The 24,456-nt window shown below is 65.2% G+C and carries 21 protein-coding genes; 16 read left to right on the top strand and 5 right to left on the bottom strand.

What is annotated here, in order from left to right; translation table 11 throughout:
* Positions 1–136 precede the first annotated feature (136 nt).
* From mnmE to Mspo_RS13345, 5 genes are all read left to right on the top strand, one after another.
* Positions 137–1,444, top strand: a complete 1,308-nt coding sequence (gene mnmE / locus Mspo_RS13325; protein WP_159730516.1) for a tRNA uridine-5-carboxymethylaminomethyl(34) synthesis GTPase MnmE — start codon at positions 137–139, stop codon at positions 1,442–1,444.
* A gap of 94 nt (positions 1,445–1,538) precedes the next feature.
* Positions 1,539–3,386 carry a tRNA uridine-5-carboxymethylaminomethyl(34) synthesis enzyme MnmG gene (gene mnmG / locus Mspo_RS13330; protein ID WP_159730518.1) on the top strand — a complete coding sequence of 616 codons (1,848 nt, stop codon included), beginning with the start codon at positions 1,539–1,541 and terminating at the stop codon, positions 3,384–3,386.
* Positions 3,387–3,406: 20 nt separating this feature from the next.
* Entirely contained in the window at positions 3,407–4,057 is a 651-nt protein-coding gene (gene rsmG / locus Mspo_RS13335) for a 16S rRNA (guanine(527)-N(7))-methyltransferase RsmG (protein ID WP_159730520.1), read from the top strand.
* Between the two features lies 1 nt (position 4,058).
* On the top strand, positions 4,059–4,877 hold the full coding sequence (locus tag Mspo_RS13340; RefSeq protein ID WP_159730522.1) for a ParA family protein: 819 nt from the start codon (positions 4,059–4,061) through the stop codon (positions 4,875–4,877).
* A gap of 54 nt (positions 4,878–4,931) precedes the next feature.
* Positions 4,932–5,804: a ParB/RepB/Spo0J family partition protein gene (locus tag Mspo_RS13345; protein ID WP_159730523.1), complete on the top strand. Its 873-nt coding sequence runs from the start codon at positions 4,932–4,934 to the stop codon at positions 5,802–5,804.
* An 87-nt stretch (positions 5,805–5,891) separates the two neighbouring features.
* Here the strand turns inward: Mspo_RS13345 and Mspo_RS13350 are convergent, their stop codons facing one another.
* Positions 5,892–6,608, bottom strand: coding sequence for an MgtC/SapB family protein (locus Mspo_RS13350; RefSeq protein ID WP_159730565.1), 717 nt, complete (start codon positions 6,606–6,608; stop codon positions 5,892–5,894).
* Between the two features lie 185 nt (positions 6,609–6,793).
* Between Mspo_RS13350 and Mspo_RS13355 the strand changes: the two genes are divergently transcribed.
* The 6 genes from Mspo_RS13355 (at position 6,794) to Mspo_RS13380 (ending at position 14,524) form a co-directional block, all read left to right on the top strand.
* Entirely contained in the window at positions 6,794–7,231 is a 438-nt protein-coding gene (locus Mspo_RS13355) for a four-helix bundle copper-binding protein (protein ID WP_159730525.1), read from the top strand.
* A gap of 182 nt (positions 7,232–7,413) precedes the next feature.
* Positions 7,414–7,965, top strand: coding sequence for a hypothetical protein (locus tag Mspo_RS13360; RefSeq protein WP_159730527.1), 552 nt, complete (start codon positions 7,414–7,416; stop codon positions 7,963–7,965).
* Between the two features lie 129 nt (positions 7,966–8,094).
* Entirely contained in the window at positions 8,095–9,501 is a 1,407-nt protein-coding gene (ahcY, locus tag Mspo_RS13365; protein ID WP_159730529.1) for an adenosylhomocysteinase, read from the top strand.
* Between the two features lie 238 nt (positions 9,502–9,739).
* Positions 9,740–12,274: a PAS-domain containing protein gene (locus Mspo_RS13370; RefSeq protein ID WP_159730531.1), complete on the top strand. Its 2,535-nt coding sequence runs from the start codon at positions 9,740–9,742 to the stop codon at positions 12,272–12,274.
* Positions 12,271–13,800 (top strand): tRNA (adenosine(37)-N6)-threonylcarbamoyltransferase complex ATPase subunit type 1 TsaE, encoded by a 1,530-nt coding sequence (gene tsaE / locus Mspo_RS13375; protein WP_159730533.1) that lies wholly within the window; start codon positions 12,271–12,273, stop codon positions 13,798–13,800. Before Mspo_RS13370 ends, tsaE begins: the two co-directional genes overlap by 4 nt.
* Positions 13,793–14,524, top strand: coding sequence for a nucleotidyltransferase family protein (locus Mspo_RS13380; RefSeq protein WP_159730535.1), 732 nt, complete (start codon positions 13,793–13,795; stop codon positions 14,522–14,524). The genes tsaE and Mspo_RS13380 overlap by 8 nt, the downstream gene beginning before the upstream one ends.
* 84 nt (positions 14,525–14,608) lie before the next feature.
* Here Mspo_RS13380 and Mspo_RS13385 read toward each other — a convergent pair whose 3' ends face one another.
* Entirely contained in the window at positions 14,609–15,634 is a 1,026-nt protein-coding gene (locus tag Mspo_RS13385) for an alpha/beta fold hydrolase (protein ID WP_159730537.1), read from the bottom strand.
* Positions 15,635–16,055: 421 nt separating this feature from the next.
* Between Mspo_RS13385 and Mspo_RS13390 the strand changes: the two genes are divergently transcribed.
* Genes Mspo_RS13390 through Mspo_RS13410 form a run of 5 tightly spaced genes read left to right on the top strand, consistent with a single transcriptional unit; the run spans position 16,056 to position 21,815 of the window.
* Positions 16,056–17,546: an NAD(P)/FAD-dependent oxidoreductase gene (locus tag Mspo_RS13390; RefSeq protein WP_159730539.1), complete on the top strand. Its 1,491-nt coding sequence runs from the start codon at positions 16,056–16,058 to the stop codon at positions 17,544–17,546.
* On the top strand, positions 17,536–18,087 hold the full coding sequence (locus tag Mspo_RS13395; RefSeq protein ID WP_244613438.1) for a GtrA family protein: 552 nt from the start codon (positions 17,536–17,538) through the stop codon (positions 18,085–18,087). Before Mspo_RS13390 ends, Mspo_RS13395 begins: the two co-directional genes overlap by 11 nt.
* Positions 18,084–19,886: a hypothetical protein gene (locus Mspo_RS13400; RefSeq protein ID WP_159730540.1), complete on the top strand. Its 1,803-nt coding sequence runs from the start codon at positions 18,084–18,086 to the stop codon at positions 19,884–19,886. Before Mspo_RS13395 ends, Mspo_RS13400 begins: the two co-directional genes overlap by 4 nt.
* A 40-nt stretch (positions 19,887–19,926) precedes the next feature.
* A complete protein-coding gene (locus Mspo_RS13405; RefSeq protein WP_159730541.1) occupies positions 19,927–20,913 on the top strand; it encodes a hypothetical protein in 987 nt (328 codons plus the stop codon).
* A complete protein-coding gene (locus tag Mspo_RS13410) occupies positions 20,910–21,815 on the top strand; it encodes a heparan-alpha-glucosaminide N-acetyltransferase (protein ID WP_159730542.1) in 906 nt (301 codons plus the stop codon). Before Mspo_RS13405 ends, Mspo_RS13410 begins: the two co-directional genes overlap by 4 nt.
* 145 nt (positions 21,816–21,960) lie before the next feature.
* Here the strand turns inward: Mspo_RS13410 and fumC are convergent, their stop codons facing one another.
* From fumC to Mspo_RS13425, 3 genes are all read right to left on the bottom strand, one after another.
* The gene (gene fumC / locus Mspo_RS13415) at positions 21,961–23,367 is read right to left on the bottom strand and encodes a class II fumarate hydratase (protein ID WP_159730543.1); all 1,407 of its coding nucleotides are present in this window, start codon (positions 23,365–23,367) and stop codon (positions 21,961–21,963) included.
* A 73-nt stretch (positions 23,368–23,440) separates the two neighbouring features.
* On the bottom strand, positions 23,441–24,019 hold the full coding sequence (locus tag Mspo_RS13420) for a sigma-70 family RNA polymerase sigma factor (protein ID WP_159730544.1): 579 nt from the start codon (positions 24,017–24,019) through the stop codon (positions 23,441–23,443).
* Positions 24,019–24,348: a NepR family anti-sigma factor gene (locus Mspo_RS13425; protein WP_159730545.1), complete on the bottom strand. Its 330-nt coding sequence runs from the start codon at positions 24,346–24,348 to the stop codon at positions 24,019–24,021. The genes Mspo_RS13420 and Mspo_RS13425 overlap by 1 nt, the downstream gene beginning before the upstream one ends.
* Positions 24,349–24,456 lie beyond the last annotated feature (108 nt).

Raw genomic sequence — 24,456 nt, forward strand, 5'->3', positions numbered from 1 at the left:
GGGGAAAACCGCGTCCTTCTTTTTTCTTGCCGCACAGCTCTCGTAAGCCTGTCCGCGAGGATCGGCGGACGACGCTTTCTCTATGGCGAAAATTCGATTAGACCGGCGCCGTCTTTCGGCGGATGACGGGCGGGCGATGTCGAGTGAAACGATCTTTGCCTCGGCCACAGGCGCCGGGCGGGCGGCGATCGCCGTGATTCGGCTGTCCGGTCCAATGGTTAGCAGCGTGCTCGAGGGGCTCGCCGGGCGCGTTCCGCAGCCGCGGTTGGCGCATTACGCCTTGCTCCGCGACCCGAAAACGGGCGAGACGATCGACCGGGGTCTGGCGCTCTTTTTTCCGCAGCCGAATTCGCCGACCGGCGAGGACTATGCCGAGCTGCAGATCCACGGCGGCCGCGCGGTGACACGGGCGCTTCTGCATGTCTTGCACGAATTTCCCGGCCTGAGGGAAGCGGAGCCGGGCGAATTCGCGCGACGGAGCCTCGCCAATGGCAAGATGGATTTGTCACAGGTCGAAGGGCTGGCCGATCTCATTGACGCGGAAACGGAATTTCAGCGCCGGCAGGCGATCCGGGCGTTGGGCGGCGCTCTGCGCAAGCGCGTGGAAAGCTGGCGCGAGACGCTGATACGCGCGCTGGCGCTGGTCGAGGCGGAGCTGGATTTTTCCGACGAGGGGGATGTGTTCGAGCCTGCGTCGGCGCTCCGTCCGCTGCTCGAGCCTCTGCTCGCAGAAATGGCGACAGAGCTGTCGAGCGGCGCGGCAACGGAGCGACTCCGCGACGGCTATATCGTGATGCTGCTCGGCCCACCGAACTCCGGCAAGTCGACTTTGCTCAATACTCTGGCCCGGCGCGATGTGGCGATCGTCTCTCCGCTTCCCGGCACGACGCGGGATATGATCGAGGTTCATCTCGATCTCAGCGGAATGCCGGTCACTCTGATCGATACGGCCGGCTTGCGCGAGGCAACAGACGAGATCGAGCGGATCGGCGTCGAGCGGACACGCGCGCGGATCGGCGAGGCCGATCTCCTGCTCTGGCTCTCGGAGGGCGGCGCGGATGCGCCATGTCTGGATGAGGAGGGGAATGGCGTCGAGCTGATTCGGCTCGTGACCAAGGCGGATGTGAACGCATGCGAGTCGGCCGATCTTGCAATTTCCGCTCGAACAGGGTTTGGAATAGAGCGACTTCTGGACGAGATAGCGGATCGCGCGAAGCGGCGGCTGGGCGACGGCTCGAGCGCGCTTTTGACGCGCGAGCGGCACAGGCGGCTGGTCGAGGAGACGAAGGCGGCGATCGAGGCCAGTCTCGATCCCGGCAAGCCGCTCGAATTCGTCGCGGACGATCTTCGCTCTGCCGGCCGGGCGCTCGGCCGCATCGTCGGCGCCGTGGGTGTCGAGGAGGTGCTGGATGCGATTTTCTCGCAGTTTTGCATCGGCAAGTAAAGCGGTTCCAGCTGAAGCGGACCCCGGTTCGGCGTCGGAAACGCGTCAAACAAAAACTCTGAGTTTCACGTGAAACAGCTTCGAGGGCGAAGAGGTGAGCCGGACCGACTATGATGTGATCGTGATCGGGGGAGGCCACGCCGGCTGTGAGGCAGCGGCGGCGGCGGCGCGACGCGGCGCGCGCACTGCGCTCGTGACCCACGCAAGCGCGACGATCGGCGCCATGTCCTGCAATCCAGCGATCGGCGGCCTCGGCAAGGGCCAACTCGTCCGCGAGATCGACGCGCTCGACGGACTCATGGGGCGCGTCGCCGACGCCGCCGGAATTCAATTTCGGCTGCTCAATCGCTCCAAAGGCCCGGCGGTGCGCGGCCCACGCGCTCAGGCCGATCGAAAGCTCTATCGCGCGGCTATGCAGGCGGCGATCGATGCGGCGAACGGTCTCGACGTCATCGAGGGCTCGGCCGACGGATTGGTCGTCGAGGACGGTCGCGTGATCGGCGTGACTGTCGACGGCCGATCGTTCGGCGCCGCCGCCGTCGTCCTGACCACCGGCACTTTCTTGAACGGCGTGATCCATATCGGCGCGACGCAGGTGTCGGCCGGGCGGATGGGGGAGCAACCGTCGATCGCGCTCGCCGAGAATTTGCGGCGGATCGGCTTTGCGACCCGCCGGCTGAAGACGGGGACGCCGCCCCGTCTCGACGGCCGCACGATCGATTGGGCGCGCCTCGAACAACAGAAGGGCGATGAGACGCCGGAGCCCTTCTCCTATCTCACAAAGGCGATCGTCAATCCGCAGATCGTCTGCCACATCACCCGCACCAATGCGGCGGCGCATCGCGTGATTCTGGACAATCTCCAGCATTCGCCGCTGCGCAGCGGCGCGATTTCCGGGCCGGGGCCGCGCTATTGTCCCTCGATAGAGGACAAGGTCACGCGTTTCGGCGACCGCGACGCACATCAGATCTTCCTCGAGCCGGAAGGCCTCGATGACGACACCATCTATCCAAACGGCGTCTCGACCTCGCTTCCGGAAGATGTGCAGCTGGCCTTCCTCCGGCAGATCGAAGGTCTCGAAGCGGCGCGCATTCTGCGGCCGGGCTATGCGATCGAATATGATTTCGTCGATCCGCGCGAGCTCGACGCCACGCTGGAGACAAAGCGCGTCGAGGGGCTTTTTTTCGCCGGCCAGATCAATGGCACGACGGGCTATGAGGAGGCCGCGGCTCAGGGGCTCGTCGCCGGCCTCAATGCGGCGGCGCGGGCGGCGGGAAAGAATGCGGTCGTCTTCGATCGCGCGGAGGCCTATCTCGGCGTGATGATCGACGATCTCGTCACGCGCGGCGTCAGCGAGCCCTATCGCATGTTCACCTCCCGCGCCGAATATCGCTTATCGCTGCGCGCGGATAATGCCGATGAGCGATTGACCGGTAGGGGGCTCGAGATCGGTTGCGTCGGGCGCGAGCGTGAGCTTGTTCATCGCGCGCGGATGGACCGGCTCGAACGCGCCCGGGCGCTGCTACAGCAATTGTCCTTGACCTCCGCGGCGGCGGCTCGCGCAGGTCTGCCGATCAATCAGGATGGGCAGCGGCGCAGCGCCTATGCGCTGCTGTCCTTTCCCGGCGTCGATCTGGCGCGGCTCGCGTCGATCTGGCCGGAACTTCGCGAGATCGATTCAGAGACCGCGGCTCGCGTCGAGACAGATGCGCGCTACGCCGTCTATCTGGACCGGCAGAACGCGGATATCGAGTCCTATCGCAAGGACGAGCAGCTCGCTTTGCCTTCGACGCTGGATTATCGCGCGATCGGCGGGCTCTCGGCGGAACTCTGCGCGAAACTATCGGCCCTGCGTCCGCGCACGCTCGGCCAGGCGCAACGCATCGAGGGGGTGACGCCGGCCGCGCTCACTCTTTTGGCCGCGCGGGCGCGACGCGGGTGAGCGAGACGGGTGAGCGAGAAATGAAAGGCAAGGCGAAGGATCGCTCGAGCGATCGTCAAATCGCGCTCGAGCTCGCGCCGTCGTTGCAGCCCTATATCCGCGAGTTCGAAATCTATGAGTCGCTGCTGCGCAAATGGCAGAAGTCCATCAACCTCGTCGCCGAGAGCACGCTGGACGAGATATGGACGCGCCATTTCGCCGATTCGGCGCAGATTCACGAGCGCTTTCCTGGGATCGTGAATTGGGTCGATCTCGGCTCTGGCGCGGGCTTTCCCGGCATGGCGCTGGCGATCTGCCTGAAGGATCATGCGGGCGCGAAGATTCATCTCATCGAGAGCGATCAGCGCAAGGCCGCCTTTCTGCGCGCCGTTTCACGTGAAACAGGGGCGGTGGCCGAAATTCACGTCGGCCGAATCGAGAATGAGCTACCACCGCTCGCCGATCGCGTCGAGGGCGTCACGGCGCGCGCCCTGGCGCCTTTGCCGCAACTGATCGAGTGGTCCCGCGATCTTCTGTTGAAAAACGTCAAAGCCGTGTTTTTGAAGGGCGAAGATTGGGCGAGCGAATTGACCGACTCGAGCGCCGCAGATAGTTTGCAGCTCTCGACATTGCAAAGTCGAACACATTCGACCGGCCGCATTATCGCATTGGCGCGGGATTTTGGAGCCTGACGTGACCGACGTTCCCAAGCCCCGGATTCTCGTCCTCGCCAATCAAAAGGGCGGCGTCGGCAAGACGACGACCGCAATTAATCTCGGAACCGCCCTCGCCGCCGTGGGCGAGAGCGTGCTCGTCGTCGATCTCGATCCGCAGGGCAATGCTTCGACCGGGCTCGGCGTCGACCGCAAGGCGCGCCGGATTTCGACCTATGATGTGATGCTCGCCGAAAGCAGCCTGGCCGAGGCGATCGTCGCCACCGCCGTCCCGCGGCTGTCGATCGCGCCTTCGACGCTGGACCTGCTCGGCGTCGAGCTGGAGATCGCCGGCGACAAGAATCGCGCCTTTCGCTTGAAGCGCGCCGTCGCCGAGCTGATTGCGGCGGATCGGCACGAGCAGGCGCCCGCCTTCACCTATGTTCTGATCGACTGCCCGCCGTCGCTCAATCTGCTGACAATCAACGCGCTCGCCTGCGCCGACGCCGTGCTGGTGCCTCTGCAATGCGAATTCTTCGCGCTCGAAGGCCTGTCGCAGCTTCTGTCGACCGTGGATCAGGTGAAGCGGTCGCTCAATCCGCGGCTGTCGATCCATGGCATTGTGCTGACCATGTTCGATCCGCGCAATAATCTCGCGACCCAGGTCGTCGCCGATGTGCGGCGCTTCATGGGCGACAAGGTTTATGAGACGGTGATTCCCCGCAATGTGCGCGTGTCGGAAGCGCCGTCGCATGGCAAGCCGGTGCTGCTCTATGATCTCAAATGCAGCGGCAGCCAAGCCTATCTGAAACTCGCGACGGAAGTCATCCAGCGCGAGAAGCAATTGCGGGCCGCTTGACGCGGACCCTGTCCGGGCGATCCCCCGGACGCCGATCGAAGGACCTCTCTCGAAATGGCCGAAGACGCAACGCGCAGAAGATTGGGGCGAGGACTCGCGGCTCTGATCGGGGACGCCGGCGAGGAAGCGCCGGCAGTGGAGCGCGCGCGCGGCCAGCGCCGGGCGCCGATCGAATTCCTGCGGCCCAATCCGCGCAATCCGCGCCTCGCCTTCGATGAGGCGGATCTCGCCGATCTCGCCGCCTCCATCCGCGAGAAAGGCATCATCCAGCCGATCGTCGTGCGCACGGTGCCGGGCGTCGCCGACGCTTATGAGATCATCGCCGGCGAGCGCCGCTGGCGCGCCGCCCAGCTCGCCAATCTCGCCGATGTGCCGATCGTCGTGCATGAGGCGGATGATCGCGAGGCGCTCGAGCTCGCCATCATCGAGAATGTCCAGCGCGCCGATCTCAACGCGATCGAGGAAGCGCGCGGCTATGAACGGCTGAGCAAGGAGTTCGGCTATTCGCAGTCCGACCTTGCCAAGATCATCGGCAAGAGCCGCCCCCATGTCGCCAATACGCTGCGTCTCCTCAACCTGCCGGAGGCGAGCCGCCGCCTGGTGACGGAAGGCGCGATCTCGGCGGGCCATGCGCGCGCGCTGCTCGCCGTCGACGATCCGGACGCCGTGGCTCGGCGGGTCGTCGAGGAAGGCCTCACCGTGCGCGACGTCGAACGGCTCGCGCAGGAGGATTCCGCCAGGATCGAGACGAAATCGCGCAAGCCGCGCGTGGAAAAAGACGCCGACACAATGGCGATGGAAAAATTGCTGACCGATGCGCTGGGCCTCCACGTGTCGATCCATCATCGCGGCGAGAGCGGCGAATTGCGCATCCGCTATGCGACGCTGGAGCAGCTCGACGGCCTGTGCCGTAGGTTGACGGGGTGAGTAGCGCAGGGTGGTCAGTAGTGAGTGGTGAGTAGTGAGTAGTCGCTCAACTCACTACTGACCACTGACCACTCACCACTCACTTTTTCACTCACTCGTCTGCGCCGTCCAGCTCGCATGTTCGACGCCGGCGATCTTGCCCAGATCCGTCGCGACGGCGTCGAGTTCCTTCGGGTCCACGCTGGTCGAGGTCAGAATAGCGACGAGCTCCACCTCGCCCTCGCCGCGCTCCAATTCCTCGATCTCGCGCACGGGATAGTTCGCAGCCTCGAGCTTCTCAACCATCAGATCGCGCAAGGCGTCGCGCCGCGTCTGCGAAACGGTGACATGCAGGCGGTAGATCGCCTCGGTCGCGCGTTCGTCGATCGGCGCGCGTTCGATGAGATGGACCAGCGGGCGCAACAGCATATTGCCGGCCAGCGTGAAGACGGCCATCAATATCGCCTCCGCCTCATGGTCGGCGCCGGCGAAAGCGCCAGTGACCGCCGAGCACCAAATGGTGGCGGCGGTGTTGAGGCCGGTGATATTGCCGCCGTCCTTTATGATGACGCCTGCGCCGAGAAAGCCGACGCCCGAGGCGATATAGGCGAGCACCTGAGTCGCGCCGACATTGGCGTTGAGACGCATGCCGAGATCGACGAAGGCTGCGGCGCCGAGCGCGACGAGCGCATTGGTGCGCAGCCCCGCAGTGCGCTGGCGATATTGCCGCTCGGCGCCGATCAATGTGCCCAGAAGCAATGCAATAATCAATGAGATCAATGAATTGAGAAAATCTGTCGCGTTGAAATTCGCAATGGCCGCTATATTCTGCATCCGTATATTCTCCGATGAGCGTCTTGCGCGGCTCGCTCGATTATTGTCTTTCCTCCGAGCGGATCGCAGGGTTTCGCGACGAATTTTCCACCATGAGAACGCATTACGATTGAATCTTGCTCTCGAATCCCTAAAGTCGACGGCGTTGTTCTTCTTCCTACACTCGGGGGAAATTCATGGAACGTCGGCAATTTGTGACAGCGATCGGCGCATTGGCCGCAGCGAGCGCCGCTTCGAGGACTTTGGCGGCGGAAGAGTCGCACGCGCATCATCACGGCGGCGGCGCGAAATATAAAGCTCTTTTCGAAACGAGCGGCAAATGCGTGACCACGGGCGAAGAATGCCTGCGTCATTGCTTCGAGATGCTGGCGGCGAATGACGCCAGCATGGGCGCCTGCACCAAATCGACGTTCGAGCTCGTCGCCGCCTGCAAGACCCTCGCGAGCTTCGCGGGGACCAATTCGGGCTTCACGCCCGCCTTCGCCAAGGTCGTCGCCGAGGTCTGCGTGGCCTGCAAGAAGGAATGCGACAAGTTTCCGAATATCGCGGAATGCAAGGCTTGCGGCGACGCCTGCCAAGCCTGCGCCGACGAGTGCAAGAAGATCGCGGCCTGAGCGAAAGCCTGCCGAAAATGCGAGACGCGCCCCGGCGCGTCTCGTCATAGGCGAAACGACAATTATATTGACTATCGAGCGCCGCGGCGGCCGACGGCGCCATTTCCGCATCGAGGATTTTTCTCGGAGGGACCGCCGATTCTCCCTCCCGTCGATAGGCGCGAATCGAACGGAGCCTGAAAGTGATCCAGCGAGCGCCCGAAATTCTTTCGCCCGAGGCGCATCCGCGCGGAGCGGCGTCCTTTCTCCTGCGGCAATGGCCCTATTTCGTCATGCTCGTGCTGGCGCTGTTCGGCGTCGCCTACGCCAGCGTGGCGCGCCAGGGCATGACGACCTATTGGGTCGTCCTCGCCCCGATCTTCGGTCTCATCAGCATAGCGGGCGGCTGGGGCGAGACGGAGAATGGCGAAGAGAAATGGCGGCTCGTGCGCACGCAGTTTCTCCATTGGGGCGCGGTTCTCGCGGCCATGTGCCTCATCTTCATCGGCGATGTGAAGCAGATGATGAACTCCGACAGCAGCGCGCTCACCGTGCTCACGATTTTGGCGCTCGGCTCCTTCACCGCCGGCGTTCACGCAGACGCTTGGCGCGTGTCGCTCGTCGGACTGCTGCTCGCCCTCGCGGTTCCCGCCATCGCCTGGCTCGAGGCGTCCACGCTGCTGATCCTGCTGATCGTCGCCGTGATCGCGGGTTTCGGCGCATTCGTCTTTTTGCGCGAGCGAAAGCCGGCCTGAGCGGCGGCTCGGCATGACATAAAGACTTGTTTATATCTTTATTGCATATGCTCCGCCGCCTTGCTATAGGCGTCCAGGCCCGTCGCGCTCGCCTCCCGCGGAGGCGAGACAACGCCTGAAGGGAGCGTCATGACCACCCATTTCAATGATTATGTCGTCGCCGACATCGGCCTCGCCGATTGGGGCCGCAAGGAACTCGCCATCGCCGAGACCGAAATGCCCGGCCTCATGGCGACGCGCGCCGAATTTGGCCCCTCGCAGCCGCTGAAGGGCGCGCGGGTCGCCGGCTCGCTGCATATGACCATTCAGACCGCCGTGCTGATCGAGACGCTGAAGGCGCTCGGCGCGGATGTGCGCTGGGCCTCGTGCAACATCTATTCGACGCAGGATCACGCCGCGGCCGCCATCGCCGCCGCCGGCACGCCCGTCTTCGCCATCAAGGGCGAGAGCCTCGAGGATTATTGGGACTACACCCACCGCATCTTCGAATGGGGCGATGGCGGCACGCCCAATATGATTCTCGACGATGGCGGCGACGCGACGCTGCTCATCCATCTCGGCCTGCGCGCCGAGAATGGCGACACCGCCTTCCTGGACAAGGCGACGAATGAGGAGGAGGAAGTCCTCTTCGCCGCGATCAAGAAACGCCTCAAGGCCAATCCGGGCTTCTACAAGCGCAATGCGGAGGCGATCCGCGGCGTGACAGAGGAGACCACGACCGGCGTGCATCGTCTCTATGTCATGCACAAGGACGGCAAGCTCCTGTGGCCGGCGATCAACGTCAATGATTCGGTCACCAAATCGAAGTTCGACAATCTCTACGGCTGCCGCGAATCGCTGGTCGACGGCATCCGCCGCGCCACCGATGTGATGATGGCCGGCAAAGTGGCTTGCATCGCCGGCTATGGCGATGTGGGCAAGGGCTCGGCCGCCTCGCTTCGCAACGCTGGCTGCCGCGTGCTGGTCACCGAGATCGATCCGATCTGCGCCCTGCAGGCGGCGATGGAAGGCTATGAGGTCACGACGATGGAAGACGCGGCGACGCGCGCCGACATCTTCTGCACCGCGACCGGCAATGTCGACGTCATCACGACCGAGCACATGCGCGTCATGAAGGACCGCGCCATCGTCTGCAACATCGGCCATTTCGACAGCGAGATTCAGGTCTCCGGCCTGCGCAATCTCAAATGGCACAATGTGAAGCCGCAGGTGGACGAGGTCGAGTTCGCCGACGGCAAGCGCATCATTCTGCTCGCCGAAGGCCGCCTCGTGAATCTCGGTTGCGCGACCGGCCATCCGTCTTTCGTGATGTCCGCGTCCTTCACCAACCAGACGCTGGCGCAGATCGAGCTGTGGACCAAGCAGGGCCAGTATCCGGTGGGCGTCTACACGCTCCCCAAGCATCTCGACGAAAAGGTCGCGGCGCTGCACCTCGACAAGATCGGCGTGAAGCTGACCAAGATGACGGAGCAGCAGGCCGCCTATCTGAACCTGCCGCAGAACGGCCCGTTCAAGCCGGACCACTATCGTTACTGATCTCTTTCGAACGAGAGCGACACGGCGGAGCGAGAGAATCGCTCCGCCGTTTTTTTTGCGCGACGCCAGTTCGGCGAAACCCTTAGGCGCCAATTTCCCGGTCACGATCCGCGTTCCACTTTTCGACGGCGCGTTTTAGATTAGACGCGATTCGAGACGGCGCCTCGGTGGCGCGCGGACGGCTTACGGCGTTTGTTTGCGATGAGCCTTTGCAAATCGAACGTGGAGACCGGTTCGCATGTGTCACGATGCGGCTTTCGGGCCGAAAGCCTTGCCGTCCGCCCGGCGTCGGGGAGCGTCCTCGACGCTCGTCCGCGGCGTGACGCGCGGGCTCGCGACGGCAAGCCTGCTACCCCTCGGCGGGCAGGCGCGGGCGGAGGCGCTCGCCAATCTGCTGACGACAACCAATAACGCGGAATTCGTCAATCTCGCTCTGACCGGCGGCCTCGCCCTCTTCGCCGTCGTCGTCGCCTTCACTCATCTCGGCGAACGCAAGGCGTGGGGCCGTCGCGAGGCGCGTCTTTCGGCCGAGCTCGAAGCGACGCGAACGCGGCTCGACCGCGCCGAGATTTTTCTGTCGAGCGAGCCGCAGCTCTTCGTCTCCTGGGATGGCGCCGGGAGCGAGCCGGACATAGAGAACGGCCTCAACGATCCGGCTTTCGCGCGCCGCGTGCTCGCCTTCGGCTCCTGGCTCGGGCCCGAGGAAGCGGCCGCGCTGCAGGAGCGCGTCGATCGCCTGCGCCAGAGCGGCGAAGCTTTCCATCTGTCGCTCGCCAGCCTGCAAGGCCGGCGCTTCGACGCCGAAGGCCGCGCCGTCGCCGGTCGCGCCGTGCTGCGCATTCGTGAAGTCTCCGGCGAGCGGCTCGAGCTCTTGTCCTTGCGTGAGCGGCATACGCGCAGCATGGCCGAGGTCGAGGGCCTGCGCGCGCTGCTCGAAGCGCTGCCGACGCCGGTGTGGATGCGCGACGCCGAAGGGCGGATCATTTTCGTGAACGCCGCCTATGCTCGAGCGGTGGAGGCGGAAAATCCGGCCGAGGCCCTGCGCCGCCAGATCGAGCTTCTGGACAATGACGCGCGCATGCAGGCGCAAACCGCGCGCGCGCGCGATGAGGTCTGGCGCGCGCGCGTGACGGCGGTCGTCGCCGGCGAGCGGCATCGTCTCGATGTCGTCGAGGCGCCTTGTCATGGCGCGGGCGCGGCTCTCGCCATCGACCGGCACGAGATCGACAAGACGCGCGCCGACCTCGAGCAGCAGATGCAGGCGCATTCGCGCACGCTGGACCAATTGCCGATCGCCGTCGCTATTTTCGATCGCGGCAAGCGCCTCGTCTATCGCAACGCCGCCTATGAGAACCTCTGGCCCCTCGATCGGTCCTTTCTCGATCAGGGGCCGAGCGACGGCGAGATACTCGATCGTCTACGCGCCGAGCAGCGCCTGCCCGTCGAAGCCGATTACAAAGACTGGAAAGCGCGCCTGCACGAGGCCTATCGATCCTCCGAAGAACATCACGAGCATGTCTGGCACATGCCGAACGGACGCACGCTGCGCGTCGTCGTCAACGTCAATCCGCAGGGCGGCGTCACCTATCTCTACGACGATGTGAGCGAGCGCTATTTCCTCGAATCGCGTTTCCACGCGCTCGACCGCATGCAGAACGAGACGCTCGAAAATCTGCGCGAGGGCGTCGCCGTCTTCGGCGCCGACGGCCGCTTACGCTTCTGCAATCCGGCCTTTCTCGCGCTCTGGGGGCTGGAGAAGAGCATTCTCGACGAAAAGCCGCGCTTCGACGCCGTCGCCAATCTCTGCCGGCCGCTGCATCTCAACGAAGAGACCTGGAGCGAATTGCGCGGCTTCGTCACCGGCCTTCAGGAAATGCGCCAGGGCTTCACGCGGCGCATCGAGCGCTCCGACGGAATCGTGCTCGATTGCACGGCGCAGACATTGCCGGAAGGCGCGGCGCTGCTCACCTTCGTCGATGTGACGGCGGGCGTGAATGTCGAGCGCGCGCTCACCGAGCGCAATCAGGCGCTGATGGCGGCGGAGAAGATCCGCAACGACTTCGTCCATCACGTGTCCTACGAGCTGCGCTCGCCGCTCAACAACATCATCGGCTTCATTCATCTGCTCGGCGAGAAGACGACCGGCGAGCTCAACGTCAAGCAGCTCGAATATCTGGGCTATGTGGCCAAGTCCTCGGCGGCGCTGCTCGCCATCATCAACGACATTCTCGATCTCGCGACGATCGACAGCGACGCCATGGAGCTCGAGCTCGAGGAGGTGAACGCCGCCGACGCCATGCGCGCCGCGGCCGAGGGCGTTCAGGACCGGCTCGCCGAAAACGACATAGAGCTCAAGATCGTCGCCACGGGCGACGTCGGCTCCTTCCGCGGCGACGGCAAGCGCATCCGCCAGATCCTGTTCAATCTGCTCGCCAATGCGATCGGCTTTTCTCGGCCGGGACAAACGATTACCCTCGCGGCGTTGCGGCGGGAGGGGGAAATCGTGTTCAAGGTCGCCGATCGGGGGCGGGGCATCGCCCCGGACGTCCTCGAGAAAGTGTTCGACCGCTTCGAGTCGCACACCTCCGGCTCGCGCCACAGAGGCGTCGGGCTCGGGCTCTCCATCGTGCGCGCCTTCACCGAGCTGCATGGCGGGCGCGTGCTCATCGATTCGGCGCTCGGCGAAGGCACCACCGTCACCTGCATCTTCCCGGCGCCCGAGGGCAGCGGCCGGCAGGAGCTCGCGCCGCGTGAAAAAGGACAGGCCTCATGAGCGAAGAGGCCGAATGGCTGATCGACGTCGCCGATGAAGCGCAGACCGCGGAGCTCGCCGCCAAGCTCGCTCCGCTCATTCTCGACACGGTGCGGCTCGTCACACTCTCCGGCGATCTCGGCGCGGGCAAGACGGCTTTCGCGCGGGCGCTGATCCGCGCATTGGCGCAGGACCCGACGCTGGAGGCGCCGAGTCCGACTTTCACGCTGATGCAGCTCTATGAGGCGCCCGCCTGCCGCATTCTGCACGCCGATCTCTATCGTATTTCCGGCGGCGAGGCGGAGCTCGAGGCGATGGGCTTCGACGAGGCGAGCGAGGATGCGCTCGTGCTCGTCGAATGGCCCGAGCGCGCGCCGAGCCTCTTCACCGGCGAGCGGCTGGATGTGCGACTTTCCTTCGCCTCCCCCGAGACGCCCGACGCGCGCCGGATCGGCATACTCGCGCATGGCAAGGCGGCGGGGCGGCTCAAGGCCTTCCGCTCCATGCGGGAGTTTCTGGAGCGCGCCGGCTGGAGCGACGCCTCGCGGGAATATCTGCAGGGCGACGCCTCCTCGCGCGTCTATGAGGCGCTGCGGCGGCCGGATGGCGCGCAGGCCATATTGATGATCGCTCCGGCGCGGCCGGACGGTCCGCCGATCCGCTATGGCAAGCCCTATAGCGCGATCGCGCGGCTCGCCGAGACGGTGAAGCCCTTCGTCGCCATGGCCGACGCGCTGCGCGCCCAGGGCCTCTCGGCGCCGCAAATCTACGCCTATGACCTCTCGGCCGGATTCGTGCTGCTCGAAGACCTTGGCCACGAGGGCGTCGCCGCCGGCGGCGCGCCGGTCGCCGATCGTTATTTCGAGGCCCTGTCGGCGCTCGCGCCATTGCATGCGCGCCGCCTGCCGGACGTCCTGCCGGTCGAAGGCTCGAGCCCCTATCATATTCCGCCCTATGATCTCGACGCGCTGCTCATAGAGGTCGAGCTGCTGCTCGAATGGTATGCGTCACGCGTCGGCGGCGGCCTTTCGTCGGGCGCCAAGGCGACCTTCGTCAATCTCTGGCGCCAGGCGCTGATCGAGATCGTCATGTCCGCGCCGACCTGGACCTTGCGCGACTTTCACTCGCCCAATCTCATCTGGCTCGCCGATCGCGAGGGAACGGCGCGCGTCGGCGTCATCGATTTTCAGGACGCCGTGCTCGGCCATCCCGCCTATGACGTCGTCTCGCTGACGCAGGACGCGCGCGTCGACGTGCCGGACGATCTCGAGATGCGCCTGCTCGGCCATTACGCCCGCAGCCGCCGCGAGGCCGACCCTTTGTTCGACATGCCGGCTTTCGCGCGCGCCTACGCCATTCTCGGCGCCCAGCGCGCGACGAAAATCCTCGGCATTTTCGCGCGGCTCGACCAGCGCGACCACAAGCCGCAATATCTCGTCCATCTGCCGCGCGTCGAAGCCTATCTGCGCAAAGGCCTGCGCCATCCGGCGCTGGCCGATCTCGAGGCCTGGTATGTCGCCAACCTCCCCGCGCTGTTTCATGCCTGACGCGGCCTTCGTCTTCGCGGCCGGCCTCGGCTCGCGTATGCGGCCTTTGACCGACCGCCTGCCCAAGCCGTTGGTGGAGATCGCCGGCGCAACGCTGCTGGATCGCGCATTGGACGCATTCGCCGAGGCGGGCGTCGACACGGCGATCGTCAATATCCATCACCTCGCCGACCAGATCGAGACGCGTCTCGACGGCCGGCGGCGCCCGCGCATCATTGTCTCCGACGAGCGCGAGAAGCTGCTCGATCAGGGTGGCGGCATCAAGAAGGTCCTGGCGAAATTCGAGGGACGGCCTTTCTTCATCTGCAACACCGACGCGTTCTGGATCGGCGCGCGAGACGACAATCTGCGCCGTCTCGCCGCCATTTGGAACGCGGAGACGATGGACGTCGCGCTGCTGCTCGCGCCGCGCCTCGGCAGCGTCGGCGTCGAATGGGACGGCGACTTCCACCGGGCGGAAGACGGCAGGCTGACGCGGCGCGCCGCGGGCGAGACAGCCGATTACGTCTATGCCGGCGTCGGAATTGTGAAACCGCAGCTCTTCGAGAGCGTCGAGGAAGACGTGTTTCCGCTCGCGCCCTTCTTCTTTCGGGCGGCGGAGCAGGGCCGGCTGTTCGGCGTTCCGCTCGACGGCAAATGGCTGCATGTCGGCACGGTGGCGGCGATCGAGGAGGCCGAGCGCGCGGTCGCCGAGGCGAAAGGCGTCGCGAGCTCCCCTCGGTGAGAGAGACGCGAAGCCGTTCCGGAAAGTCGAAGGGGAACGCCGGCGCCAGCGGCTCCGCAGGCAGGAAAGCGGCCTCCGCGCTCGCTACTCGAGGCTCTCATGCTGCGTGTCGAGCCAACCGAGAATTTGTGGCCAGATCTCCGCATGGGCCTTCGGACCTGCGAGCAGCGCGAGATGCTGCAAGCCGACGCCCTTCTCGCCGGGATATTCGATGATGCGCCGCTCCGCGGACGCCATCGCGTTCAGGAATGGCGCGACGCAGCCGAGCGGCGCGATGTCGTCCGCGGCGTCGACGACCGCGAGCGTGGGAATTTCGATGTTTTTCGGACCGACCGTTTGGCCGCCGATCTCGAGCGCCCCGCGACAAAAACGGTCTTCCCGATACAGGAGCTGAACGATCTCCGAGACGAGCTTCGCCGGAAGCGACGACTCGTCGAGTATCCAACGTTCGACACGCCCCTCGATCTCGAGCGAAGCAGGATCGAAAGCGCTCAGAGCCGCATCTGCGAGCTTGTCCCATACGAAAGCCTGGGGACAGGCGAGAGCGCTCACTTGCGAGAGAAACGAGCCTGACGTTGCGCCCGAGTCGGACATGACTTGCGGAAACAACGTCACGAGGGAGTCTCGGAAGCGGCTGGATCCGACCTCGAAGCACAGCGGCGCCGACAGGAGCACGAGGCTTCGAATGTTTCCCTCGAGAGCGCAGTAGATCGCCGCGAATGTTCCGCCGAGCGAATGGCCGAAGAGCGACGGATCGTCCGACGTGCGTTCCCGCACTTTCGCGACGCATCGCGAGACGGCTTCGCCCGCATAATCGAGAATGCCGAGCGGAGGACAATCATCCGAGGCCGGCGTCCACTCGACGAGGTAGACCTCGTAACCGCGATCGAGGCACTCGCGCACGGCGCTCGTCGAAGGCGACAAGTCCCACACATAGGGCCGTTTGATCGGCGCAGGGACGATGAGCACAGCGGCATGGCAGTCGACGGAGGCGTATTCGCGCAGCCGCCAATGGCGGCCCTCGAGAACAACGCGATAGGCGCATTCATCGGGGCCGAACCCGCACAATTCCAGGAGTCGGCCTAGGGCGCGGCGCTGCGCGTCCATCATCGCGAAATGCGTTCGGGGAGGCGCGAAAAAGAGTGTCGGCGAAGGAAGGTCCACTGCGTCGCTCCGTCTCGGTTCCCTTTTGGCTTCGCCGTTTCCTATCTAGAGCGCATTCGGACAAATCATGTCTGAATGCGCTCGAGAGCGCTTCCAGCCGAAGTGGACGCCGGTTCGGCGTTGGAAGCGCGTTAAAACAAAAGCTTAGAGTCTTTCCATGCTTCATTGAAACATGGAAAGACTCTAGAGCGCCAATGCACACAGAGAATGATGGTCTCCCGGTCGACCGCAGCGCCCGCTTGCGCCTCCCCCAGGCAACGCGAGCGTAACAGCGCATTAACCAAAGCGCATCCATAGTCCCCTATGCGCCGTGAGCCTCGCCGTGTGACGCGGCCGGCCGGCGCGCGCCACGCATTTCAGGGCCGTCATGGGCGAGATCATCGAATCGATAGTGATCGGCGCGGGGCCCGCCGGCCTCACCGCCGCTTATGTCCTGGCCAAGCAGGGACACGAGGTTCTCGTCCTCGAGCAGGACGAGAAATATGTCGGCGGCATCAGCCGCACCGCGAGCTACAAGGGCTTTCTCTTCGATATCGGCGGCCATCGATTCTTTTCCAAGTCGAAGGAGATCGTCGATCTCTGGGATGAGCTTCTCCCGCATGATTTCATCGAGCGGCCGCGGCTCTCGCGCATCTATTATCGCGACAAATTCTACGCCTATCCGCTCAGAGCCTTCGAGGCGCTGAAAAATCTCGGCCTCGTCGAAAGCGCTCTGTGCATGGCGTCCTTCGCCTTCGCCAAGGCCTTTCCGGTGAAGGAGCCGCGCAGCTTCCATCAATGGGTGCGCAATCAATTCGGCGAGCGCCTCTTCGGCATTTTCTTCAAGACCTATACGGAAAAGGTCTGGGGCATGGGCTGTGACCAGATTTCCGCCGATTGGGCGGCGCAGCGCATCAAGGGTCTCAGCCTCGGCGCCGCCATCGTCGACGGCTTGCGCCGTTCGTTGAAGCTCGGCAAATCGGGCGAGACGGCGAAGACGCTGATCGAATCCTTCCGCTATCCGCGCCGCGGCCCCGGCATGATGTGGGAGGCCGCCGCGCGCAAGATGCAGAAGCTCGGCGGCCGGCTGCAAATGGGACGCGAGGTCGAGGCGCTGGCCTTCGACGAAGCGAGCGGGCTGTGGACGATCACCGCGCGCGACGCCAATGGCGCGACCGAGACCTATCGTGCGCGCAATGTGCTCTCCTCCGCGCCGCTGCGCGAAGTGATGAATGCGCTGACGCCGACGCCTTTGAGCCTCTTCAATGCGCGCTCGCTCGCCTATCGCGATTTTCTCACCGTCGTGCTGATCGGCCGGCCGCAAAACGAATTCCCCGACAATTGGGTCTATATTCACGATCCGTCGGTGAAGGTCGGCCGCGTGCAGAATTTCAAATCCTGGTCGCCGGAAATGATCGCCGACGGCGTTTCCACTTGTCTCGGGCTCGAATATTTCTGCTTCGAGGGCGACGGGCTGTGGAATTGCGCCGACGCGGAGCTCGTCGCGCTCGCCACGCGGGAAATCGAGAAGATCGGGCTGATGAAGGCCGAGGATGTGCGCGACGCCTGCGTCGTGCGCCAGCCCAAGGCCTATCCCGTCTATGACGATTGCTACGCCGCCAATGTGCAGGCGATCCGCCTCGAGCTTTCGACGCGCTATCCAGGTCTGCATCTCGTCGGCCGCAACGGAATGCACAAATACAATAATCAGGATCATGCGATGATGACCGGCATGTTGACCGCGCTCAACATCGTCGCCGGCCGCGCGATCTATGACGTCTGGGGCGTGAACGAGGACGCCGAATATTCGGAGGCCGGCGTCTCCGGCGCGCGGCAGGCGCTCGCGAGCGAGCGGCTCGCGCCCAAGCGTGTCGCCTGAGGTGTCGCCGCGCCGCGTCTTCGCCGCCGCGCGCCTGCTGCGCGATCTCATCGCCTATGGGCTCGCGAGCGGCGCGGCGCTGGCGCTCGACTATGGCCTGCTGCTGCTCTGTCACAAGACGCTCGGGCTTCCCTATCTCGTCGCGGCGGCGATCGGCTTTTCGAGCGGGCTCGCGCTCATCTATGCGCTCAGCGTCTCGATCGTGTTCCGCGATCGGCGCAGCGTGCGGCCGGCGTCGGAATTTTCCGTCTTTTGCGCGATCGGCCTTCTCGGCCTGCTGCTCACCGAGGCGCTGATGCTCCTTCTCGTCGGCCGTTTCGGCGTCGATCCCGCCTTCGCGAAAATCCCGACGGCGGCGCTCGTCTTCCTGTTCAACTTCACTGCGCGTCGCGCTCTTTTGTTCGCCGCGCCGACGCCCGTCGCGAGAGTCTTTCCATGTTTCATTGAAACATGGAAAGACTCTATGGTTTCGATTTTGACGCGTTTCCAACGCCGAACCGGCCTCCACTTCGGCTGGAAACGCTCTAGAGGCTCGGCGTGACGACGCTCGCCGGCCGGACGGCGGAGATTCGCACGGGGACCCGCGGCGAATTTCCACTTCTCGGCGCCATTCTTCCAGCGCTCGCCGGCGCCGCTCTGCTCTCGTCGCCCCGTGCGCGCGCCGTATGGGGCGCGGGCGAGTTCTACGATTCCGACGACGCCATGCGCGCGGCGCAGGTCCGCGATCTCATCGCCGGCCAGTCCTGGTTCGATATGACGGCGCCCCGGCTCGATCCGCCGGACGGGCTGTTCATGCATTGGTCGCGCGTCGTCGATGCGCCGCTCGCCGGGCTGGAGCTCGCGTTCCGCGTCTTTCTCGCTCCGGAGATGGCGGAGCGGGCGACGCGGCTCGTCTTTCCCTTCCTCTGCCTCGCTCTTCTCTTCGCGCTCGCGGCTTTTGTCGCGCGCGTTCTCGCCGATCGTTCCGCACGCGTCGTCGCCGTCTGGCTCGTCTTTCTCTCGGCGCCGATGCTCATGCAATTCTCGCCGGGACGCATCGACCATCATGCGCCGCAGATCGTTCTGCTGATGGCGACATTCGGCCTCGTCGCGCTCGGCCTCGACGCGGAGCGTCCCTCGGCGCTCGCGGCCGCCGCCGCGCCTCTCGCTCTGTCGCTTTCGATCAGCCTCGAAAACCTCCCTTTTTTCGTCGTGCTGCTGCCGGCGCCGGCGGTCCTCTTTCTCTTCGAAGGCGAAGCCGCGTCGCGGCGCCTGCGCTCATTCGCTCTGGGCCTGCTGCTTTTCGCGCCGCTCGCCTTTGCGGCGACCGTCGCGCCGTCGCGCTATGGGCTCTCCGCTTGCGACGCCTATTCGGCGGTCCATATTCGCGCGATCCTCGTCGGCGCGCTCGGCCTAGCGGCATTGGCCGCCTTCGCGCCGCGTCTCGACACGCTTTCGCGCCGCATCGTCGGTCTCGGCCTCGTCGGCGCGGCGGCGCTCGGCGCCTTTGTCGCCAGCGCGCCGCAATGTCTCGGCGATCCGCTCGTCGGGCTCGATCCGCTGCTGCGCGATCTCTGGCTCGCCCATGTCACGGAAGCGAAGCCGCTGAAGGCCTTTCTCACCGATACGACCCTGGTCGTCTCCACCGCGGCGCCGGCGCTGCTGGGACTGCTCGCGGCGCTCGTCCTCGCCTGGCGTGAAAAGGGCGTCGCACGGGGGCGCTGGGCGCTGCTCGCGGCGGCGATCCTCGTCGGCTTTTGCGCGGCGCTCTGGCAGATCCGCGTCTTTTCTTCCGTCATGCCGCTCGCCATGATGGGGCTCGCCGGCGCGGCGGCCGCGATTTCCGCGCGGCTCGCCGGCGTCACGCCGCTGTTGCGCGGGCTCGCCGTCGGCCTCTTCTGCCTTTGCGTCTCGCCCATGGGCCTCGCGCTGGCGCTGCGATCGGAAGGCGGCGCCGCGCCTGAGGAGACGCGCCGCGCCTGCCTCGAGGCTTCCGCCTTTTCGTCCCTCGCCGCCTTGCCGCCGGCCCGCATCGTCGCGCCCATCGACATGGGCGCGCATATTCTCGCCTTCACGCCGCATAGCGTCTATGCCGCGCCCTATCATCGCGACAATCGCGGCAATCGCCTCGCGGTGGAGGTCTTTCTCGCCGAGCCCGCCGCGGCCGAGCGCCTGCTGCGCGCGGCGGGCGCGGAGCTCGTGCTCTGGTGTTCCGGCGGGGAGACCGGAAACGCTCTCGTCGAACGCGCGCCTGACGGGCTCGCGGCGGCGCTGTCGCGCGGCGAGCGCTTTCCCTTCCTCGAGAAAATCCCACTCGAGCACTCGCCTTTCCATGTTTTCGCCCTGCGCCCTGCGCAATAATATCTGCGGCGCCCGCCGCAACAGGAAACCCCGACCCGCCATGTCCGCTTTGCTCATCGACCGCCGCCGGCTTCTCCTCGCCGCCTCGAGCCTGCCCTTCGCCGGGCGGTCCTTCGCGCAGCAGCCGCTGGAGGCGGAGGAGGATCTGCAAGTGCGGATCGAGAACAAATCCGTGCCCGAGCTCTGCGCCGAGAAGGACAATATCGAGCTCGATTTCGTCTCGCCGCACGTTCGGCGGATGCGCGTGCAGGCGGTTCATCCGTCCTACATCGGCATGATCGGCTCGGATCGCTGGGCGCCGGATTGGACGAGCTGCGATCTCTCGCATGATCCGAAATTCGCCGCCGACGCGCGCCGGGTCACCTTCTGGGAGACCCCGGAATTCTGGCTGGTCGGCTACACCTTCCCCTCTTTCTGGCGGCCCAATGACGTGCCCGTGCGCGTCGGCGACCGCGTGGAGAAGGGCATTCATCTCGTGCAGCTCTGGATGAGCTATCGCGAGCGCGCCGAAGAAATTCTCGTCTTCTATCCGCCGGACGGCTATTGGCGCGCGCGCCCCCTGCCCTTCGAGGACATGCGCTGGACGGCCTATGGCTCGTCCTTCCTCATCGGCCCGGTGGAGGTGCAGGAGCGCCCCATCGTGGCGTTCGAGGACATCGTCTTCGATCCCGACACGCGCAGCTTCACCCTGCGTTTTCGGCGCGGCGGCGAGGCGAAGCTGCGCATCGCCTCCATCGATCAGGATCGCATCGTGCTCGACGTCTCCTATGCCGAAGCCATGCCGAAAGGCCTGCCCTTCGCATCGCTGCGGTCCATGTATACGACGCAATCGATGAGCGACGCCGCGCTCGTCGCCTGGCGGACGAAGCGCGGCGTCGGCTGGCAGGAATCGCCCGTCATCGGCTTTCCCGGCGCGCCGGCGACGGAAATATGGGTCGGCCGCCATACGCCCTCGCGGCATAATCTCTCGGCGCCGGATATGGTGTTCGGCAAATTCCAGTCGGCGGCGACGACGGCGGTCAAATGACCGCGCGGCTCTTATGGCTCGACGTGGCGCGCGGCCTGGCCGTGCTGGCCATGTTCGCCTATCACTTCGGCTGGGATCTCGGCCATTTCGGCCATATCGATCCGGATATTCCCTATACGCAAGCCTATAAGGCTTTCGGCCATGCGATCGCGGCGAGCTTTCTCTTCATCGCCGGCGTTTCGCTGGCGCTCGCGCATGGAGCCGTCTTTGGCGCGCGGGCCTATTGGCGCAGGCTCGCGCTCGTCCTCGGCGCGGCGCTGCTGGTGAGCGGCGCGACCTATGTCGCTTTCCCGGCGAGCTTCGTCTTCTTCGGCATTCTGCATTGCATCGCGGCGGCGAGCCTTCTCGCTCTGCCGTTTTTGTTCTGGCCCTGGCCGGCCGCTTTCGTCGCGGGCTTCGCGCTGATCGCTGCGTCCTTCTTCGCGCGGGCGTCTTGCTTCGATGCGCCCGTCTTCTGGTGGACGGGGCTTTCCACCTTCGAGCCGTTGACCAATGACTATCGGCCGCTCGCGCCATGGGCGGGCGCGCTGCTCTTCGGCGTCGGCGCGGGGAAGCTCGCGTGCTTGCGCCTGACGGCCCCCATGGACTTGCGCGCCGGCGCGGTCACGCGGGGCCTCGCCTTTCTCGGGCGGCGCAGTCTCGCCCTCTATCTCCTCCACCAGCCCGTGTTCTTCGCGGGCTTCACTGCCGTGGCGATGCTGGCGGCGCCGACGCAGGCTTCGCGATTCGAGGAGGCCTGCCGCGGGCAATGCGTCGCCTCGGGGGCCGACGCTCGAAGATGCGCGACGGCTTGCGATTGCGCGGCGCGCGAAGCGGCGCGGCAAGACGCTCTTCCAGATGCGACGACAGACGAAGGACGCGCGCGTCTCGAGAGAATCGCGCGCGCCTGCGTGATAAAATAGTTTTTGTTCAGGGCCGTCATTGCGAGCGGAGCGAAGCGATCCAGAGCCGCGGGGCGGCCCCCTGGATTGCTTCGTCGCTGCGCTCCTCGCAATGACGGAAAGATGATTGGAAGATTGAAAGTGCGGGTCGCGCTCGCAATGATGCTCAATCGTTGGGCGCGAGCATATTCTCCGGCCGCACCAGCGCGTCGAACTCCGCTTCCGTCACCTTGCCGGACCTCAGCGCCTCCTCGCGCAGGGTCGTGCCATTGTGATGCGCGGCGCGGGCGATCTTGGAGGCGGCGTCATAGCCGATCTTGGGCGCGAGCGCCGTCACCAGCATCAGCGAGCGATCGAGGAAATTCTTTATGTTCGCCTCATCCGGCTCGATGCCGTCGATGCAGCGGGTGATGAAGCTGTCTATGCCGTCGGCGAGCAGGATCGTCGATTCGAGCAGCGCCGCGGCAATGACCGGCTTCAGGACGTTCAGCTCGAGATGGCCCTGCGACGCGGCGAAGGTGATCGTCGCATGATTGCCGAAGACGCGCGCGCAGACCATGGTCAGCGATTCGACCTGGGTCGGATTGACCTTGCCCGGCATGATGGAGGAGCCGGGCTCGTTCTCCGGCAGCTTCAGCTCGGCAAGCCCCGCGCGCGGGCCGCAGCCGAGCAGGCGAATGTCGCAGGCGATCTTATAGAGGCCGGCGGCGAGGGCGTTCAGCGCGCCATGGGCGAAGACCGCCGCGTCATGCGCCGCGAGCGCCTCGAATTTATTCGGCGCCGTCTTGAACGGCAGCCCCGTCTGCGCCGCGATCCTGGCCGCGACGGCCTCGGCGAAACCCTTATAGGTGTTGACGCCGGTGCCGACGGCGGTGCCGCCCTGGGCGAGCAGGAACAAATCCTCGAGCCCCTGGCGAAGGCGCTTGGCGCCGAACTCCGCCTGAGCGGCGTAGCCGGAAAACTCCTGGCCGAGCGTGACCGGGGTCGCGTCCTGCAAATGGGTGCGGCCGATTTTCACGATATGCGCGAAGGCCTCGGACTTGGCCGCGAGCGCGGCGCGCAGCCGCTCCACCGCCGGCAGCAGCCGCTGCGAGATGGCGATGGCCGCGGCGACGTGAATCGCGGTCGGGAAGCTGTCGTTGGAGGATTGGCCGAGATTGACGTGGTCGTTCGGATGAACCGGCGACTTGGCCCCGCGGCCGGCCCCCAGCGCCTCGTTGGCGCGATTGGCGATGACCTCGTTGACGTTCATATTGGACTGCGTGCCGGAGCCGGTCTGCCAGACGACGAGCGGAAAATGCTCGTCCAGCTTCCCGTCGATCACGTCGCGCGCCGCGGCGGAAATCGCGGCCGCGACTTCGCCCTTCAGCAGACCCTTCTCGAGATTGGCCTCGGCGGCGGCGAGCTTGACCCGCGCCAGAGCATGGACGATCTCGATCGGCATATGGCCCACGCCGATCGGGAAATTCCGCCGCGACCGCTCCGTCTGCGCGCCCCAATAGGCGGAGGCGGGAACCTCTATGTCGCCGAAGGAATCGCGCTCGGTTCGAAATTCGGTCGTCTTTTCGGTCATTGGTCTCGCCCGGGTCTCGCTCGCTTGAAAAATTCAGGCTCGAGCTTCCCTATGGGGCATTTCGTCCCGTCTATCAATCATTGCCCGTGCGCGGCAGAATCGATTGCTCGCCGATGAAATAGCAATCGCCTATGTCGCTCGTCGAGCTGAGCGAGAGAACCTCGGCGAGCCGGTTGCGGGCGCGGTTGACGCGGCTCTTCATCGTGCCGGGCGCGCAATTGCAGATCGACGCCGCCTCCTCATAGGAGAGGCCCGACGCCGCGACCAGAATCAGCGCCTCGCGCTGGTCGAGCGGAAGCTTCTGCAGCGCCGAGCGGAAGTCGAGAAAATCCATATGGGCGTTCTGCGCCGGCAGCGAGACGAGCCGCGCGGCGATGGCGCCGTCGGGATCCGGCGCCTCACGGCGCCGCTTGCGATAGTCGCTGTAATGGATGTTGCGCAGAATGGTGAACAGCCAGGCCGTGAGATTGGTGCCTTCGGTGAAGGAGGCGAGGCTGCTCCAGGCCTTGACCAAGGTCTCCTGGACGAGGTCGTCGGCGCGGTCCGCGTTGCCGCAGAGCGAAACAGCGAATGCGCGCAGATTGGGGATCGCCGCGACCAGGTCGGCTTTCGTCCCCTTTCCTCCGGCTTTCGCCGCTTCGTACGTCGACACTATCCCTCCCCGGGCGTTTTCGACCGTGTCGGGGATATCGGGTCGCTCTCCAGCCGGTTCAAGAGTTCGAGAAATCGATCCGGAATGGGCTGGTTGAGAACGTCTTCATAGAGGCTGCGAAGCTGCTCGCCGATCTGCTCGCCGACGTCGTTGCGCGTCTGGTTGGAGCGAAGGCTCCGCAATGGGCGGCGGGAGTTCAAGACCACGAGCCCCTCGGCGCCGCTTTCCGCCGGCGGCGGAGCGATGTCGTCCGTGGTCTCGTCCTCTGTGTTTCGGGTTTCGGTTGTGCTCAAGGCGGCGGCAGTGGACTTCCGGCTGCTTTTTACCATCTGCTCCTCGAGAATTATCGTGAGGCCCAACTCTGGCGAGCGGACGCGGCCGCGCTAGTACTGCATTGCGCCGACCAACTCACAACGTTAATTTTACCAAATAGTTCC

Source organism: Methylosinus sp. Ce-a6 (assembly GCF_009811655.1).
In the GTDB taxonomy this organism is placed as follows: Bacteria; Pseudomonadota; Alphaproteobacteria; order Rhizobiales; family Beijerinckiaceae; genus Methylosinus.